The organism is Mesorhizobium sp. Arg314 (assembly GCF_053714275.1).
The window spans coordinates 182,673-199,461 of the sequence record NZ_JBSKBP010000012.1; the positions used below are offsets into that span (position 1 = coordinate 182,673).

Annotated in this window: 14 protein-coding genes; 1 reads left to right on the top strand and 13 read right to left on the bottom strand. The window is 58.4% G+C overall.

Features of this window, described 5'->3' with window-relative positions:
- Positions 1-5 precede the first annotated feature (5 nt).
- The 13 genes from ACWGS9_RS15655 to ACWGS9_RS15715 form a co-directional block, all read right to left on the bottom strand.
- A complete protein-coding gene (locus tag ACWGS9_RS15655; RefSeq protein WP_454506103.1) occupies positions 6-1,253 on the bottom strand; it encodes an ABC transporter permease in 1,248 nt (415 codons plus the stop codon).
- A gap of 65 nt (positions 1,254-1,318) precedes the next feature.
- Positions 1,319-2,392, bottom strand: coding sequence for an ABC transporter substrate-binding protein (locus tag ACWGS9_RS15660; protein ID WP_454506104.1), 1,074 nt, complete (start codon positions 2,390-2,392; stop codon positions 1,319-1,321).
- A gap of 79 nt (positions 2,393-2,471) precedes the next feature.
- Positions 2,472-3,596: an ABC transporter ATP-binding protein gene (locus tag ACWGS9_RS15665; RefSeq protein WP_454506105.1), complete on the bottom strand. Its 1,125-nt coding sequence runs from the start codon at positions 3,594-3,596 to the stop codon at positions 2,472-2,474.
- A gap of 116 nt (positions 3,597-3,712) precedes the next feature.
- Positions 3,713-3,907 carry a hypothetical protein gene (locus ACWGS9_RS15670; RefSeq protein WP_454506106.1) on the bottom strand — a complete coding sequence of 65 codons (195 nt, stop codon included), beginning with the start codon at positions 3,905-3,907 and terminating at the stop codon, positions 3,713-3,715.
- A 250-nt stretch (positions 3,908-4,157) separates the two neighbouring features.
- A complete protein-coding gene (locus tag ACWGS9_RS15675) occupies positions 4,158-4,952 on the bottom strand; it encodes an enoyl-CoA hydratase/isomerase family protein (protein WP_454506107.1) in 795 nt (264 codons plus the stop codon).
- A 123-nt stretch (positions 4,953-5,075) separates the two neighbouring features.
- Positions 5,076-7,424 (bottom strand): molybdopterin-dependent oxidoreductase, encoded by a 2,349-nt coding sequence (locus ACWGS9_RS15680; protein WP_454506108.1) that lies wholly within the window; start codon positions 7,422-7,424, stop codon positions 5,076-5,078.
- A 47-nt stretch (positions 7,425-7,471) separates the two neighbouring features.
- Positions 7,472-8,605, bottom strand: coding sequence for an alcohol dehydrogenase family protein (locus tag ACWGS9_RS15685; protein WP_454506109.1), 1,134 nt, complete (start codon positions 8,603-8,605; stop codon positions 7,472-7,474).
- 132 nt (positions 8,606-8,737) lie between these two features.
- Positions 8,738-10,201, bottom strand: coding sequence for a betaine-aldehyde dehydrogenase (gene betB, locus ACWGS9_RS15690; protein WP_454506110.1), 1,464 nt, complete (start codon positions 10,199-10,201; stop codon positions 8,738-8,740).
- Between the two features lie 210 nt (positions 10,202-10,411).
- Positions 10,412-12,079, bottom strand: a complete 1,668-nt coding sequence (locus tag ACWGS9_RS15695; RefSeq protein WP_454506111.1) for a choline dehydrogenase — start codon at positions 12,077-12,079, stop codon at positions 10,412-10,414.
- A 974-nt stretch (positions 12,080-13,053) separates the two neighbouring features.
- The gene (locus ACWGS9_RS15700) at positions 13,054-13,737 is read right to left on the bottom strand and encodes a transposase (RefSeq protein WP_454506112.1); all 684 of its coding nucleotides are present in this window, start codon (positions 13,735-13,737) and stop codon (positions 13,054-13,056) included.
- 461 nt (positions 13,738-14,198) lie between these two features.
- Positions 14,199-14,411: a cold-shock protein gene (locus ACWGS9_RS15705; protein WP_454506113.1), complete on the bottom strand. Its 213-nt coding sequence runs from the start codon at positions 14,409-14,411 to the stop codon at positions 14,199-14,201.
- Positions 14,412-14,912: 501 nt separating this feature from the next.
- Positions 14,913-15,041, bottom strand: a complete 129-nt coding sequence (locus tag ACWGS9_RS15710) for a hypothetical protein (protein ID WP_454506114.1) — start codon at positions 15,039-15,041, stop codon at positions 14,913-14,915.
- A gap of 376 nt (positions 15,042-15,417) precedes the next feature.
- Positions 15,418-16,113, bottom strand: coding sequence for a class I SAM-dependent DNA methyltransferase (locus ACWGS9_RS15715; protein WP_454506115.1), 696 nt, complete (start codon positions 16,111-16,113; stop codon positions 15,418-15,420).
- A gap of 525 nt (positions 16,114-16,638) precedes the next feature.
- On the opposite strand from ACWGS9_RS15715, the gene ACWGS9_RS15720 reads away from it, so the two are divergent.
- Positions 16,639-16,789, top strand: a 151-nt coding sequence (locus ACWGS9_RS15720) for a 7-cyano-7-deazaguanine synthase (protein ID WP_454506121.1), incomplete at its 3' end; no start/stop codon positions are given.

A 16,789-nucleotide genomic window follows, 5' to 3' on the forward strand; every position in this document is an offset into this window, starting at 1 on the left:
TCATCCTAGCCCATTCTCAATTTATCGATGCCGACGAGGCGATCGTGTATCCAGTACAGGATCATGATCGCGACAAGCAGCATAAAGGCGAGCGCCGCGGCGAGCGACCAATTGGACGCGCCGAGGTGATACTGTATCATGTTTGAGATGAGCTGCCCGTCGGCGCCCCCGACCAGCGCCGGCGTGATATAGTAGCCGACGGCCAAGATGAAGACGAGCAAGGACCCGGCAGCGATGCCGGGTAATGTCTGCGGCAAATAGATTCGCCGGAACGCTAGCCAGCTCGACGCGCCGAGGCTTCGTGCTGCCCGGACATAGGATGGGTTGATCATCTTCATCACCGAGTAAAGTGGCAGCACCACGAACGGGAGCAGGACATGCGTCATGACAATAATCGTGCCCGTCCGGTTGTAGATGAGCGATAGGCGCTGCGCGGTGTCGATGATGCCGGAACTCACGAGGACGTCGTTGATCACGCCTTGGTTCTGGAGCAGCACAATCCAACAGGACGTCCTGACGAGCAGCGAGGTCCAGAACGGCAACAGAACCAGGATCATCAATAGATTGCCCTTGGCGGGCGGAAGAGTGGCAAGCAAATGGGCCACTGGAAATGCCAGCAAGACACACAGGACGGTTATTAACGCTGACAACGCGAACGTCTTGACGAAAAGCGCGACGTAGATGCGGCGGTTCTCGGGCAACTGAATGACATTGCCGGCGGAGTCGCGCTGGCGGTCCAGCGCTATGATGTAGAAATCAAGCGTGTAGGGATTGGCCGCCGTGCGCATGGCCTGCCACAAGCTTGGATCCTGCCACCTCTGGTCGATTGCCACCAGGGTGTCCTTGTAGGGGGGCTTGAGGTCCGCTGAGTTGCGCGCGGATGCCGTGAATAGAGAGCGTGCCCCTGGTACGATATAGTTGATGCGAGCGCCTGCTTCCCCAGCCGTTCGGTTGCGTCGCATCAGGTCGAGATCGGCACCAAGTGCGGCATATGCACTTTCGTCAGGTACCGCTTTGGAAGGATTGGCGCCGAACCACTCAACGAGGTGGGGCGCGCTTTTCGAGAAGCCATCGCTATAAACTGAGCGGAAAAGTATCTGACCTATCGGGATCACAAAGGTTACCACGACGAACAGCAGCAGCGGAAGCACAAGAAGGAATGCCCGGCGCCGAGCAAGGCGCTGGGCAGACGCCAGCGCCTTGCCCAGCGGCCGGCCGTCGGCCGTAGTGAGCTCAATGAAAGAGACTGTCATTTGGCGTCCTTGCCGGCACACCGGCGAAAGATTGAACTCTGCTCAGCCGTTCACGGGGTCATGCCTCAATTGGAGGCGAGCCAGGAGTTGAAGCGCTCCGTGAGTTCCGCCTCATGATCTACCCAGAACTCAGTGGACACCGCCAGAGCGGTCTTCAGGTTTTCCGGGTTTGTCGGCATGTAGGGACGAAGGTCGGTTTTGCCGTCCTTGAACATGTGGACCAACGGGACCGACGACTTGCGCGCAGGTCCGAACGGCAGCACGGTCGCGATGCCGGCGAGGCGCGTGGTGTCGGTAGCGAAGGCCATATATTTCATCGCATCCTTGAGGTGCGGAGCACCCTTCGGGACGACGAACATTGCGAAGTCGTAGATCTGGCCGTCCCAGACTGTCTTGAACGGCTTGCCCTCGACGACGGAAGCGTTGAAAAACCTGTTCGCCGGTCCGTTGGTCATGACCACCTCTCCATCCGCAAGGAGGCGGGCGGCTTCGGCATTGGCCTGATACCAGACGACCTGGTTCTTGATTGTTCCAAGTTTGGCGAATGCTCGATCGACGCCCTCGGGGGTTGACAGCGTCTTGTAGACCTCTGAGGCTGGGACGCCATCAGCCATCAATGCCGTTTCCAGGGCGAACTTGGGCTGCTTCCTGAAAGCGCGCTTGCCGGGAAACTTCTTCAGATCAAAGAAATCCGCTACGGAAGTCGGTCCTTGGGGGAACTTGCTCGTGTCGTACGCATAGACGAACGAGTAGACCACCGTTGCTACGGCGCAGTCCAGGACGGAGCCCGGCAGAAAATCGTTCTTCGCCGACGTGCCATCTGGCGCAGCAGGCAGGATAGCCGGATCAATGCGCTCCAAGAGGCCCTCGTCACATCCGCGGATGGCGTCCGGCGTTTCGACTTCGGCCACGTCGACCGTGACGTTGCCTGCTTCGACCATCGACTTGATGAAGCCCGCGGGATTGTCCGAATCCACCATGCTGCTCGGGATGCCGGTTTCCTTGGAGAAAGGGCGGTTGAAGGCTTCGACCTGTCCGGCGCTGTAGTCGCCTCCCGTCGACATCACGACCACGTCTGCTTTCGCATGGGCTGTTATTGCTGCCAGAAAGGCGCATGTTGCGAGCAAGGCTTTTCTCATAGTTGTTTCTCCCCTTTGGTTGTCTATTGATCAGGCTTCTACGGTAGTTCACCTTTCGACAAGCCAGCTTTCGAAAGATCTAGAGGGGGTCCAGCGCCCTCGCGTCATGCGGATGCCATCCGATCCGAATCCGCTCGCCGGGCGACAATTTGGTTTGCCCCAATGTGTTACGCATCTTGATGACGAAGTCATCGCTGCCGGCGACGCGCAGCCGCCCTCGCAGTATGTCGCCCATGTAGATTACTTCGAGCACGTCGGCGTCGATCGTATGGGCGCCGGCTGGCATCATCTCAGTCTTGAATTCGACGCGCTCGGGCCGAATGGAAACCAGCGTCGCCTGACCTTTCGTGGTGACGTTCACCGCAGTGGCGTCGATCAGTTCACCGGTGGTCAGCCGAACAAGCGCGCGGTCCTTCTCCAGCGCCTCCACCGTGCCCGCGAGTTTGTTGTTGGCGCCGATGAACTGCGCGACAAAACTGTTGCTCGGGTTCTCATAGATATCGGCCGGAGAGGCCAATTGCTGGATGCGACCGTTGTTGAATACAGCCACCCGGTCGGACATGGTCAACGCCTCGCCTTGGTCATGGGTGACGTAAACAACGGTGATGCCGAGAGATTCATGCATCCTCCGGATCTCGAACTGCATATGCTCGCGCAGATGCTTGTCCAAGGCGCCCAGGGGCTCATCCATAAGAACGAGTTGGGGATCGAAGACCAGAGCGCGAGCAAGCGCGATTCGCTGCTGTTGACCGCCGGACAGCTGGGCCGGGCGCCGGTTGGCGAACTCCCCCAACTGCACCATTTCAAGTGCCCGCTTGATCTTGGCCTCGCGATCGCTTCGAGCTATTCCCCGCACTTCAAGAGGGAAGGAAAGGTTCTCCCCGACGGTCATGTGCGGAAAGAGGGCATAGCTCTGGAACACCATGCCGATGCCGCGCTTGTGCGGCGGGACAAGATTGATGTTGCGGCCCGAGAGGCGAATTTGCCCGGACGTCGCTGTCTCGAAACCGGCCAGCATCATCAGGCACGTCGTCTTGCCGGACCCGGATGGACCGAGCATGGTCAGGAACTCGCCTCTTGAGACCGCCAGATTGAGATCTTTGACGACCAGGGATGTCCCATCAAAGCTCTTCTGAACGTGGTCGAAGACCACGAAATCTCGATCTCCGCACCTCTGCTCCGGCGCCGCGATGCCAGATGTCATTGGGGCACCACTTGTGACCATGGACGAATTCGTTCCCAACAGCGTTGACCGCTTTTAGACGCATGAGTATGCTTGCACGACCAATAAGTTAATTCAACTGTCTGGTGGGTATTTTTTTAGTAGGATTCGCCCAATTCAAAACCGGCCAGTTCAGAGAGTTGGCGCCCCGTCAGCACGACACAGGGATCCAATATTCGGACCAAGTCGCCAGCTGCGGAAATCTCGTCCAGCGCTCCTTCCAGCGCAAACCCGTAAAGGCGATCGCCGACCCTCAGCTGCGAGACGGCGTCGTTGCCGCGCTGGGTGATCACGCCCGATATCTCACCGACGGCGCGAGCGGAATGGATCCTTGGATCGCTACCGTCCAGTGATCTTCAATTCCTCCAACCCGATACCAGCGGCACCTGAATCTTGTCGTGAGCTATCAGGCGCACGGCACCTCCGGAAGACGCAGCAATTTCACTGAGGTGTATTGCCTAACGACCCGAGCGTTCATGTCTCCCTTGACCCTTGAGGCTCGGGGCCACCGACACGCCGGCATTCTATCGGCATGCGGCCCACCTAACTCCTCCGAAAGCGTGGCGGCCGCTTTTCGAGAAATGCCGACCGACCCTCAACGATGTCTTCGCCCGAGAAAAGCTGGTCGTAAAAAGGTTGCAGCTTGCCGCACAGCTTCAGGTCCGGCGAGACCAGAGAATCCGTGATCATCTTGGTTGCCGCAAGCGAGGCCGGCGACCGCTCAGCGAGCTCGGCGGCATAGGAGTTCATGATGGCCGATAGCTGTTTGCCGGGAACGACGCGATCGACCAGACCCCAGGACGAGGCCTCAGTTGCCTCGATGGTTCTAGCCGAAAAGAGCATATCCTTTGCCCGCGCAAGACCGATCGTCGCGATGAGGCGAGCGGAGTCGTCCGGCGAATAGGCTAGACCCAACTTGGAAGCGGTCACTGCGATCTGCGCGGTTTCATCGGCGAAACGCAAATCCGCCGACAACGAAAGCCCGAGACCTGCACCCATGCAGGCGCCTTTGACCTCAGCAATAACGGGGACAGACAGATTCCTGATGGCGGTTTTGGCTTGGCGGTAGAGATCATTATAGGCTTCGACACGCTCATTTGAGGAATAGACCCTGCCGAACTCCGAAATGTCCGCCCCTGCGCAGAAGTGATTGCCTTCACCTGAAATGATCAGCACACGGATTTCGGGAACACCCTCTATGCGTCGACAGGCTTCAATCAACCCCGCCCACATTCGTTCGGAAACGGCATTGCGCACGTGGGGACGATTGAGCGTCAGACGAGCGATGCCAGCGACTTTCAGTTCGAGGCAACCCTCCGAAAATGTTTCCAAAGCCATTATCGGCCCTCTATTTCACGAGTGTGTTGGTAGCCGTGCCCTGAATTTCGCAGCGAGATCAGCCATAAGCGGAAAGAAGCGCCGGCGCCGAACGACGTTCTCGGCTGAGACATTGCAAGGTCATCAACCTCGCGCTCTTCTTGCAAACTTATTTTTCTTCTTTTTGATCAAAGGAAGGTCGAATGCCGTGATCTGTGGGAGAGCCCCTCGGTACGGTTCAATCTCCACCAGGCAGGACTGCGCAACGGTGGCTTGGGTCATGCTCGACGAGCCGCTGTCGAGGGTGAGAACATTGGGATTTCCATGTTTCTCAAGGGGATTGTCTGGGCTCCATGACTCAGGATCAAACCATGCACCGGTCGCCAACACGACCACCCCTGGGAGCAGATCGCTGGTCAATTTAGCGCCCGCCAGGCAAGCGCCACGGTCGTTCCAAACGCGGACGACATCACCATTTTTTATCTTTCGGCGGTCTGCGTCGTCCGGATGCATCAGGATCGGCTCGCGCCCGTGAATCTTTCCCGCTTGGCTAAAGGGTGCGTGGTCGAGCTGACTGTGCAGCCGGCGGCGAGGTTCCTGGGTAAGCAGATGGAGCGGGAACCGCGACGCCAGAGGCGATCCCAGCCACTCTACCGGTTCAAGCCAGGTGGCTTGGCCAGGGCAGTCTGCATAACCAAATCCCGCTATCGTTTCAGAGTAAAGCTCAATCCGGCCCGAGGGCGTATCCAAGGGAGATGCGGTCGGATCGGCTCGAAAATCACCGAGCATGATCGTTGCATCTTCAGCGATGGGAAATTCGATCCGTCCACGATGCCAGAATTCGTCGAATGCCGGCAGGTCGGTGTGCGTCTGTCGGAAGGCTTCGTACATGTGCACCAGCCATTCACCAGCACTTCGACCGTCGGTGAACCGATCTCCGGCGCCCATCGCGCGGGCGATTCCGGCAAATATCTCGTAGTCGCTCTTCGCTTCTCCGAGAGGATCGCGCAACTTGCGCATTGCGATCAGTTGGCCTTCGCGGGATGCGAACCCGAGGTCGTTGCGTTCAAGTCCCGTGCTTGCCGGCAAGACGATGTCGGCGGCTTTGGCCGTGCTCGTCCAAAACTGTTCATGAACAATGATCGTCTCTGGTCTTTGCCAAGCGCTGACAAACCGGTTGAGGTCCTGATGGTGGTGAAATGGATTTCCCCCGGCCCAGTAGATCAGATCTATCTTGGGGTAGGTGTGGCTGCCGCCGTTGTATGTGAACACGTCTCCGGGCTTGAGCAACATGTCAGCTACACGAGCCACTGGAACGAATGCCTTTACGGGGTTTCTCCCTTGCGGCAAGCGTGGCCCGGACAAACGCCGTTCTGCCGAGCCGATCGAATTCATCGTCCCATAGCCGATGCCAAAACCGCCGCCCGGTTTGCCGATCTGGCCAAGGAGGGAAGCCAAGGTGACCAGAGCCCAATAGGACTGTTCGCCATGGCTCTGGCGTTGCAGTGACCAGGAGGCGTTGATCATTGTTCTGGCGCGGGCCATATCATGTGCCAGCGCCGAGATGCGATGTCGCGGGACGCCGGTGATGGCCTCAGCCCATTCGGGAGTTTTTTCAATCCCGTCCTTCTTCCCGGTAATGTAGGCCTCGACTTCCTTGGAGCCGACGCAGTACCGGTGCAGGAATTCGCGGTCGTGAAGGTCCTCCGACAGGAGGACGTGCCCGAGCGCAAGCATGAGGGCAACATCTGTGTTCGGCCGGATCGGCAGCCATTCCGATTCCACGTCCATATCCTGTCGAAGCGGACTGACGTTTATGAACCGCGTGCCTCGAGAAATCATTTTTAGCAGTGCGTCGCGCACTCGGTGACGCGCCGGCCCGCCAGCCGTCATTTGCGTGTTTCGCAAGGGCAGCCCGCCAAAGGCTACGAAAAGCTGTGTATGGTCGGAAAGTATGTTCCAGTCGGTATGCCGATCCAGCAGATGCTCCATTGGAGCAACAATGCGCGGCATTATGACCGAGCCAGCTCCGAAGCTGTATGAATCGAGGGACCGAACATATCCTCCGATCGCATTCAAAAAACGGTGGATCTGACTCTGTGCGTGATGGAAGCGACCAGCACTTCCCCAGCCATACGAACCGCCGAAAATTCCATCGTTTCCGCGATTGTCGATGATGCGCTTGAGTTCGCTGGCGACGATCTCGAATGCCTCGTCCCACGGCACCTCGACAAACCGCCGGTCTCCTCGGCGGGCTGACGGTGCCTTCGGACCAGCTTTTAACCAGCTTTCCCGGAATGAAGGGCGAAGGACGCGAAGGGCGTCCACTTCTGCCGAAAGTTGATCAAGCCCTATGGGACTTGGGTCCCTGTCCTCACGCCAAGGCTTGAGGACAGGGCCGCCGTCGGCGCGCCTTTCGACTTCATGGGTGCCCCAATGCCCCAGCGCAAATTCGAGGTGTTCAGCCTCATTGTTGAAGCGCTTCCGCGTCATGGCTGATTGCCTCGCGGCAAGCCGCAGCTGCATGTCGGCGAGCACATCTACGGAACGACCACGAGCTTTCCGACATGATTTCTTTTGACCAGTTCCGATTGGGCGAGACGGAGCTCTTCGAGGCCAAAGGTTTTTTCAATGAGCGGCCTCAGGCGACCCGACTCAATGTGACCTATGACGCGTTGAAACGCCGCCGACGTTGGACAAGTTATGCCGTACATCTCCAGATCCTTATAGATCAGGTCACGCAAATCTATAGGCTGAATGGGCCCGGCAATGGCGCCGGCCGTGGAATATCGCCCTCCCCGGCACAGCAGCTTTAGCAGGTCGCCGAAGACCGGTCCTCCCACCACGTCTGCGACCACGTCGACACCTCGCTCGCCGGCGATCGCTTCAACGGCAAATCTCACAGCACCACCTTCACGCGCCACGAACTCGTGCGCTCCCAAGGAGCGAATGCGTTCTTCTTTTGGTCGGCCCGCGACAGCAATCACGCGAGCACCACGGATCAGGGAAAGCTGGATCAAGGCCGTTCCCACACCACCTGCGGCGCCCGTAATGACGATGGTTTCGCCAGTGTCGAGCCTTGCCCTTTCCAACATTTCTTCCGCGGTATCATAGGAGGTCGGAAAGGTAGCGAGTTCGGCGTCGCTAAGGTCGCTCTTTATTGCGTAGGCATTCTCCTGCGGGATCGCCACGAACTCCGCGAACCCACCGTCGCGATCGCCCCCGAGATAGGCTACCAGCTGCGCACGCAGGGGCAGTGCTGGGTCGCGAATCTGGGGATCGACAATCACGCGCTCTCCCAAGCGGGACATATCCGCTGAAGCGCCGGCTGCCACAATTCGTCCAACGACTGCGGCACCCTGGATGCGTGGAAACCGAACGGCTTCTTCCTTCCAGGAAGCCTCCGTGTCTGCGTCGGACTTCGCGGCCTTGCCGACGCCGCGCAAGCCGACATCTTCCGAAACGCTTTCATTGACCGCCCGGTCATACCAGCGTGTGCGCAGGTTGACGTCGGTGTTGTTGATGCCGCAAGCGCCGACCCGCACCAAAACCTCTCCCTCGGCCGGTCTCGGTACGAGCACGTCATGGCGATATTCCAGCTTCTCGACGCCGCCGTAGCCTGTCAGCAAAACCGCGCGCATCCGATCCGGGACGACGTAGGGCAAGGTGTTCATAGGGTGCCTTTCACAGGTGATCGTGGCGGTCGAAGGCGCTCATTTCAACGAAAGGGGATGGTATTGGCAGAGCCCGGACACCGGGGCAGCAAGAGGCGCCTTAGCGAACTCCTCAACTTGATCTGGCCGCGACTAGAAGACGCTGACCACATCTTTGTTTTCGACGATGACGCTTTTGATTTGCGTGTAGTGGTCGAGTGCCGCGACCGCGCATTCGCGTCCAACCCCAGAATCCTTCACCCCCCCGAACGGCACTTCCAGAGGGGCGACATTGTAGGTGTTGATCCAGCACAGTCCGACCTCAAGCTTCTCGGCTACGCGGTGCGCCCGCTTGACATCTTGCGTAAACAGACCGCCCGACAGGCCGAATGCCGTCGCGTTCGCCCGCTCGATCACCTCGTCCTCGGTGTCGAAGGCAAGAACCGACATGACTGGTCCGAAAATCTCTTCGCGCGCTATCTTCATGTCGTCGCGAACATTCTTGAAAATGGTAGGCTCGATCCAGTATCCACCTTCCATGCCTTGCATGACCGGAACACCCCCGCCGTAGTGGAGCGTCGCGCCTTCCGCAGTCCCGGAATTGATGTAGGCCAGAACCTTGTCCTGCTGCATCTTGTTGATCAGCGGTCCCATGGTGACCTGCGGGTCAAGCGGATCGCCGATACGGATCTGACGAACGCGGTCGGTCACACGCTCAAGCAAGGCGTCGTGGATCGATCTGTGAACGAATAACCGCGTGCCGTTGGTGCAAATCTGGCCTGTAGAATAGAAGTTTGCCATCAGCGCGCCCGCGACTGCATTCTCCAGCGGTGCGTCCTCGAAGATGATCAGGGGAGATTTCCCCCCCAATTCCATCGTGCTGTGCTTCATTAGGGAGCCAGCAAGACCCATGACCTTTTTGCCGGTTGGCACTGAACCAGTCAAAGAGACCTTTGAGGTGAGCCGGTGGGAGATAAGCGCCTGTCCCACCTCCCCTGTTCCCTGAACGACATTGAATAGCCCATCAGGCAGACCAGCGTCCTTGTAGATCTCGGCCAGCAGCAGCGCTGACAGCGGAGCATTCTCCGAAGGTTTGAAAACCATGGCGTTGCCGGCGGCCAGGGCGGGCGCGGATTTCCAGCCGGCATTCTGGAACGGATAGTTCCATGCGCCGATGCCAACGCAGACCCCGAGCGGCTCGCGACGCGTATAGGCAAATGCGCCGCCGAGCGGTATCGCTTCGCCATTGTAGCCGGGTATGACACCGGCATAAAACTCCAATGCCTCGGCCACCGAAATGGCATCGACGTAGCGCGTTTCGGAAATGCCACGACCTGTATCGATCGTCTCTACCCGCGCAATCTCGTCATTTCGTGCACGCACAAGTTCTTCCGCACGACGCAGAATCCGCGCCCGTTCGACCGGACGTCTTGCTGCCCACTCCCGTTGCGCGGCCTTTGCCGAGGAGACAGCTCGCTCGATGAGTGCAGGCGTCGCTTCATGGATGCTGGCGACGATCTCGCCGGTTGCGGGGTAGATGACATCGATCTTCGCGCCAGCCGCGTCATCAACATACTCGCCGTTGACGAAGTGCGAGGCTTTTGGTTGAACGTCCATAGGTATCCTCGATTTGCTAGCGTTCCACCGCTCGGCCAAGCCATATCCAGCTGCGGACCTGCTGCTCGCGTAAGCTGGTTTTGGTCGGCCACATCGCGATCAGCGGGTCACACATCGCACGATAAGACCAATTGGGATAAATTTATACTGAACAGGATATTTTCGCAAGCAGTGATTTCAAGCGAAAGGCCTCCTGGAAGTCAGCGGTCTTTATCGCTGGCTGGTCTGCCAGGAGGGGTGCACCCAATACGGGTCATTTGAAGGGGTCAGTTGAGGTCTTCCCAGACAGAAATCCGCGGCACGCTCGCCGATCATGATCACCGAGGCATTCAAGTTGGAAGTCACCACCAGCGGCATGACAGAGGCGTCGGCGACGCGAATGCCCTCCAGGCCGTGAACCTTCATATCAGGGCCGATTACCGCCGCCGGATCATCGCTACGGCCCATGCGACACGTGCCGGAGATATGATAGGCAGTTGTAGCTCGGCTGCGGATCCAGTCGTCGAGTGCCGCATCGCTTTGCACGGCCTGGCCGGGTTCAATTTCAGCCCCGCGATAGGGCGCAAAGGGTTGAGCGGCGACGAGCTCGCGAACGAGCGCAATTCCTTCACGGAACGTCTGCATGTCGCGCTCGTCACAGAGATAGTTGAACAGCATGGCCGGGGGCTGCGCGGGATCGGCCGAACGCAGGCTGAGCGTGCCGCGGGCCTCCGATGTTTCGAGCGTGCAATGAACTTGAAAAGATTCAATCCGATACGGCTTGTAGTCCTCATGTGAGATGCCGAGCGGGAAAAACTCCAGTTTGAGATTTGGTTTCGATATGCCTGCCCTGCTGCGCACGTATGCGCTGACCTCAAACTGGTTGCTGGCAGCAATACCTCGCTTGAACAAAAACCAGTCCAATCCGACAAAAGCCCGTCGCGGCCATGTCGCATGGCGGCGCAGCGTAACAGGCTGCCGGCAAGCGTATTGGATGGGAAGGTCAGGATGATCCTGAAGATTCGCGCCTACCGCTTGGCTGTCGAGGACGATATCGATCCCGTGACGGGCGAGTTCGCTAGCAGGGCCAACCCCCGACAGCTTGAGGATATGGGCAGATCCGACACCGCCTGCCGAGAGGACAACCTCGCGACGGACCCGATAAACCGCCTGCCCGGTTCGTGTACGGCATTTCACGCCGACAGCCCGCTTGCCCTCGAAAATGACGCTTTCAACCAGGGTCTCCGGAAGAATTGTCAGGTTTGGCCGCTTCCGGACCGCCGTGGTCAGAAATGCCGCGGCAGTGGAATTTCTTTGCCCGCGGACGATTGTCTGCTCTGACGCCGCAAATCCCTCATGCTGCGGACCGTTACTATCCTTTGACATCGGATAGCCAAGGAAGCGACCGGCCTCCAGGAAAGCGCGATTCATGGGATTTGAATCAATGTCGGGACGCGTGACTTCAAGAGGACCGCTTCTGCCTCGATACCGGCTGTCGCCACCCTTGGCGCTTTCCATTTTTTTGAAATATGGCAGAACGTCCGCATAGCCCCAGCCGTCGCAGCCAAAATGGTCGCGCCACTCATCATAGTCCTGGGGATTGCCACGCGTGAAGACCATGCCGTTGATGGCTGACGAACCACCCAGAACCCGACCGCGGGGATGCCCTACCTTACGCCCTCCGAGACCCGGCTCTGGCTCGGACTCCAGACCCCAATTGTATGTGGTCGACTTCAACAGATGGTCGAGGGCCAGAGGCATCCTGATTTTCCAGTTCTCGCTGTCCGGTCCAGCCTCAATCAGAAGCACCTGCAACGAAGACTGTTCGCTCAGCCTGGCAGCAAGAACGCATCCCGCAGATCCACCGCCAACAATGACAAAGTCGAAATCCAGCTGCATTGCCTCTCCCGTTGCGCGCCTCACAGGCGTACCATAATTAATAGCTCCGCATCCCCGAGACGCGAAGCGCACTGATTGCCATCTTGCGAGAGCCTGACAAACCTGCCCTCGCTTGCTGAAAAGCTAACGCACTAGTCAGTATGTTATTAACCTAATAAGTATCTAGAGCAGCCGAGCGCGTCAAGCGGAATTGGCTATTGCCCCCTCGATTCAATGCTTGCGCGGGTGCAGTTCGATCGAGCCAGCCCATCACTTTAGGCTTTTAGACGCGGTTCGACGGGTCCAGCAAGAACAAGAGATGGCCAGCGAAGGCGAGTTCGCCTCAAACTCGTCGAAAAAGCTGCAGCCCTGCAGTTGGGGACGACTTCGATCCGGGCGAGGCTATCGGACCGCTGATTGACACTACCGGTCACGGAAAAATCGTGACAAGGCGCGCAACGTACTGGCCGACATCCTTAACAACCGCGGCGAGAATGGCGAGCCTTGCGCGTTACTGGACCGGCTTCGGCCTATGCAAAGGGCGCTAAGGCGACCGACGGCGACGTCGATTTCTTGAGGATTTTGGAGCAAGGCAGGAGGAACCGGCACGCATTTGGAGTGAGGAGAACGTTACGATGGTCGTGGTCACGCACGGTCTGGAAGAGGCGGCCGAGGGTGCTGATCCCGCCCAAGGAAAAAGGCGGCGCGGCTTATCACCATCTACCTGCCGCGTCCCGTGTGACCGCATTGAAAGCCGCTTCCTGCGCAAACGCGAGGCTGCGCGAGTTGGCGATAAGAGAAAGACGGACTTTAGCCGAATCTCTGGGCTTCAGGCGTTAAGATCCCTGGTGCATACACACCGGGGGCGCGGCCGGTAGCGTCGTGCCAGAAAAGCCGGAAGCTCTCAAGCCTGCCGTGCCGATCAAGTCGAGGGCCAGCCGAGAAAGTCTTGGTCACGGGCCATCACCAACGCGCCTGCAGCTCAAGAGCAGATCCTACGCCAAGCCGAGCCTCATCTTCAATTCCGCGTTCTCCTTGCGAAGGCGCTCTGCGAGGAGGCCCTTTAGCCGCTTGTTTTCGTCCTCGAGCGCGAGAAGATCCTTCAAATCGTCGCTTCGGGCTGCAGGTGCTGAGGCCCGCTTCCAATGATAATAGGTCTGCTCCGATATGCCCGCCTGCTTTGCGGCCAGCTTCAGAGTGGCACCGCCATTCATGTACTTCTGCATCTCGGAGAGCTTCTCGGCTCGCTCTTTTGCCGAGTAAATTTTCCGGCCATTTCCAAGTGCTGCCGTTGTATCAGATGTCGGAGTCTGGAGGACGGCACTGGTATAAGCAGGCGATGTTTTGCCCGGCTTCGACTTGCGCGATTGCGCAACTCTTCTCTTCGCCTTTGGCTTGTCTGCTTTCGGAGGGGATTCAGAGGGGGATGCTGCAGCTTCAGCGCCATTTGGATTCGGCATAGGAGTCTCCGCTTGCGATTTGAACAGATATTCAGGATCGGCGGAGATTATGTTGGAGTCAATCGTCTGACAATTGGGGAGCTCGGTCGCCTCCGATACTCGGGTTGTCTCGGCGAGGGCCGCTGAAATATCAAAATTCCCCCAAATGGACCGGGAATCCTTTTGAATGCCGCGCTTCCGCTTGACTTCCAAGATGAATGGTCGCGTTTGACGCCTCATGTTGCTTCCTTGTGAGCATCATTGTCAAAGAGGTCACGGCCGGGCCGCAATATTCGTGCCGCTAATTTCTGTTCCGCTTTGGCGTTTCTCCCGCAAAGGCGCCTTGGCAACTCCATCAGAGTCATACCCCCCTCGTAGCCGAGCCTGTAAAGCTCGTCATAAATCCGGATCAGTGTCAGTTGCATCCTGCCGGGCCGGCGCTCGCCTCCAAATCGGACGAGGCGGTCGCAGGGTTTTCCCATATTTGTCAGGCTTGTAAAGCAGCTGCACCGAACGGCGTGTCGAATCCAAAAGACGAAAACCCCGCCTTTCCGGCAAATGGTCTGGTGGAATTACTGAGGCGCGCGGAACTTCGCTGTGGCCTTCCGGTTGAGCCAGGCTCCACATGCGCTTGTCTAGCGGCCGTCGGAACATCCGCAACTTGCCCCGTCCCTGCGGCCCGTGGCAGGTTCGGACTAGAATCAGCCCGCTTTGCTGAGATTGCCGGCTGATGACTTGCCGGTGCGGCGGTCCTGCTCGATCTCATAATTGATCTTCTGACCATCGGCGAGGGTCGAAAGGCCGGCACGTTCGACGGCGGAAATGTGGACAAACACGTCCTGTCCGCCGCCATCGGGCTGGATGAAGCCGAAGCCCTTGGTGTTGTTGAACCACTTCACAGTTCCAGTCGCCATACTGTATTCCTTCATAACAATTGCAACGTAGCCTGACCGTAAGCCAAGCCGTTCATTCGAGACTTAGAGATAGACGCAGAAAAAGCGAAAAATCGCAAGGCCGCTTTAGTCGGCGCACACTGTATGGAAAACACCTGGCCAGTCTGCCTCCACCGGCCAATGCGTGGCTAGGGAACTCATCCCCTTCTTCCACAGCTTGCCCCTCATTCCGCACGGCATAAAGCTTAACTGCCTCGCCGGCAAGGAGGCAGGGAAGGCGAAAGTTTCGAGAGATGTCGCCGATGGTCGAATTGAAACGTCATTTCGAGACCTGCCAAGGGCCCGCCAACCCAACTGCCGTTGCTCCCACACCAGCCGCTGGAGATGAGCTATTCAGCCGTCGCAATTGGTTGGGGTCAGCCATCAGTCCATCAGCGGGTCACGGCGGTCGCGCTGATGATGGAAGAAAGCGCTGTAGGGAGCGTCGCGTTCAGTAAGATGTAGAGCCCTTCGCCCTGCCGGTCAGGCCGCGTCGGGCTTCTTCGCCGACGACGGGCCGCGCTCGAGTAAGTATTTAGCAATGACGATACCGTCGCGCTGATCGCGGCCGTCTTCAGCAACCTTGTTCAGGAAGCACTCGAAAGAATCCATTACCGGATTGAAATTTTTTTGTCTGCGGAGACCTGACCGATGATCTGGACGTCCTTCAAGAGAAGGGCCAGCGTTCGTACGATGCCAAAACCCGCCTATTTGTGCATACCACCGACAGTATTTCCTGTTCGCAAGCGTAGCTCGGTTTCTTTCAGATCGGGTCAGTACGGCCCTTGCAGACCTGGTGCATCTACACAGTGTTGCTGTCGGCAACACAAGGTTCCTCAGCCAGTGACGAAACCGCCTCGCGCACAGAATTCCTGACAGTCCCCCTAAGGGTCCCCTGAATCACCCCGCGGCACATCGACTTTCGGGCAGTTTCCTCCCCCACCCGCCGCAGGCGTGAGCACTATCATTAGTCGGGGGACCCGGGGGGTCATAGCCGCTCCGTCGGCTTCTCGAGCACTCGCAATGCCCAATAATGCGCGAGCTCGCCATCGACATATTTGCCGCTGTTGAGACATTGTTGCGGCTCAAAGACGCCCACCTCCTGCAGATGCAGCACCTCTTCTTCAAAGGACGCTGCCTCTGCATAGCTTTCATCAATGCTCGCCACCACAAATCCATTCGGGCGCGTGACGCGCGCCAATTCGCGCAGTCCATGCGCCTGCACATGCCCGACGGTGAAGACGCCGCAACACACGGTCACATCATAGCTCGCGCTGGAATAGCCGGAAAGTGGTCGGTTAAGGTCAACATCGCCTCGGACCTCGCGATAGGTCCCGGTTTGCCTCGCCATTTCGGCCATCGACTCGCAGAGGTCAAAGCCGTCGATGAAACGGAAGCCGAGATAATCCAATTCAACGCCGACTAGGCCTGTGCCACAGCCAGCGTCCAGGATTGTCACGGCAGCTCGCTCACGGCCGATATAGGCACTTTGCACGGCCCCCGCCAGTTCCGCCACGATCGAAGGGCCGCAGTAGTGTTCGCGCTCGACGTCCAGTTCGTAGGAACTGGCCCATTCACGGTAGTACTTGGCCAAACGATCAGCGTCACCGTGGAGCGCGTGAGAAGCTTTGAACCGCTTTTGCGAGGGTTTTTGGTTTGCGTTCTGTTGGTCGCCCATGTTCATACATATTCCTTCTTATAGGGCCCGATGCACAGTGTGGCCGCCTTCAGCAGTGGTTTCGAGAGCCAAGAACCTGCTCCCGCGGGGCGTACCTAGTCGAATGTCCTGGGCGTGTCCGACCGTAAACGAAGGCGTGGCCCGGTGAGCCGGAAATGCACCTTGCAGATTTTGCGCATGGCGCCTGCCTCTCCCTTTGTGAACCGCGATGTTTCAGAATCTTCCAACGCAGTAATCGTGCCAAACGAAGAAAGCTTTCAAATACAACGGGGCTGACCCAGCTGTGTCATCTATCCGACATTGTTTGCGTAGCACTACGTCATAATGCACGCGGCCATCGGCAGGCAACGCGGCCGCCCGCGCACTTCTCATTGACATCGGCGCAACACTGGCTATTCGTTGCGCCGCAAGGCGGAGGACGCCTTGCTGTCCGCTTCGCGCATGACTCTCGTTCGCGCGTGATCCGCAAAACGTCTATCGGCACCTGAGCCGATCCGGTCGCAGCCTACCCGGTCAAAACAAGGAAGCCGGATGAAGACTATCGTTATCTGTTCGGGCGGATTGGATTCCGTCACGCTCGCCTACAAGGTCGCAGGCGAAAGCGCCCTCACCCGCCTCCTGTCGTTTGACTACGGCCAGCGCCATAAGAAGGAGCTGGACTTCGCGCGCAGCTGCGCCATGC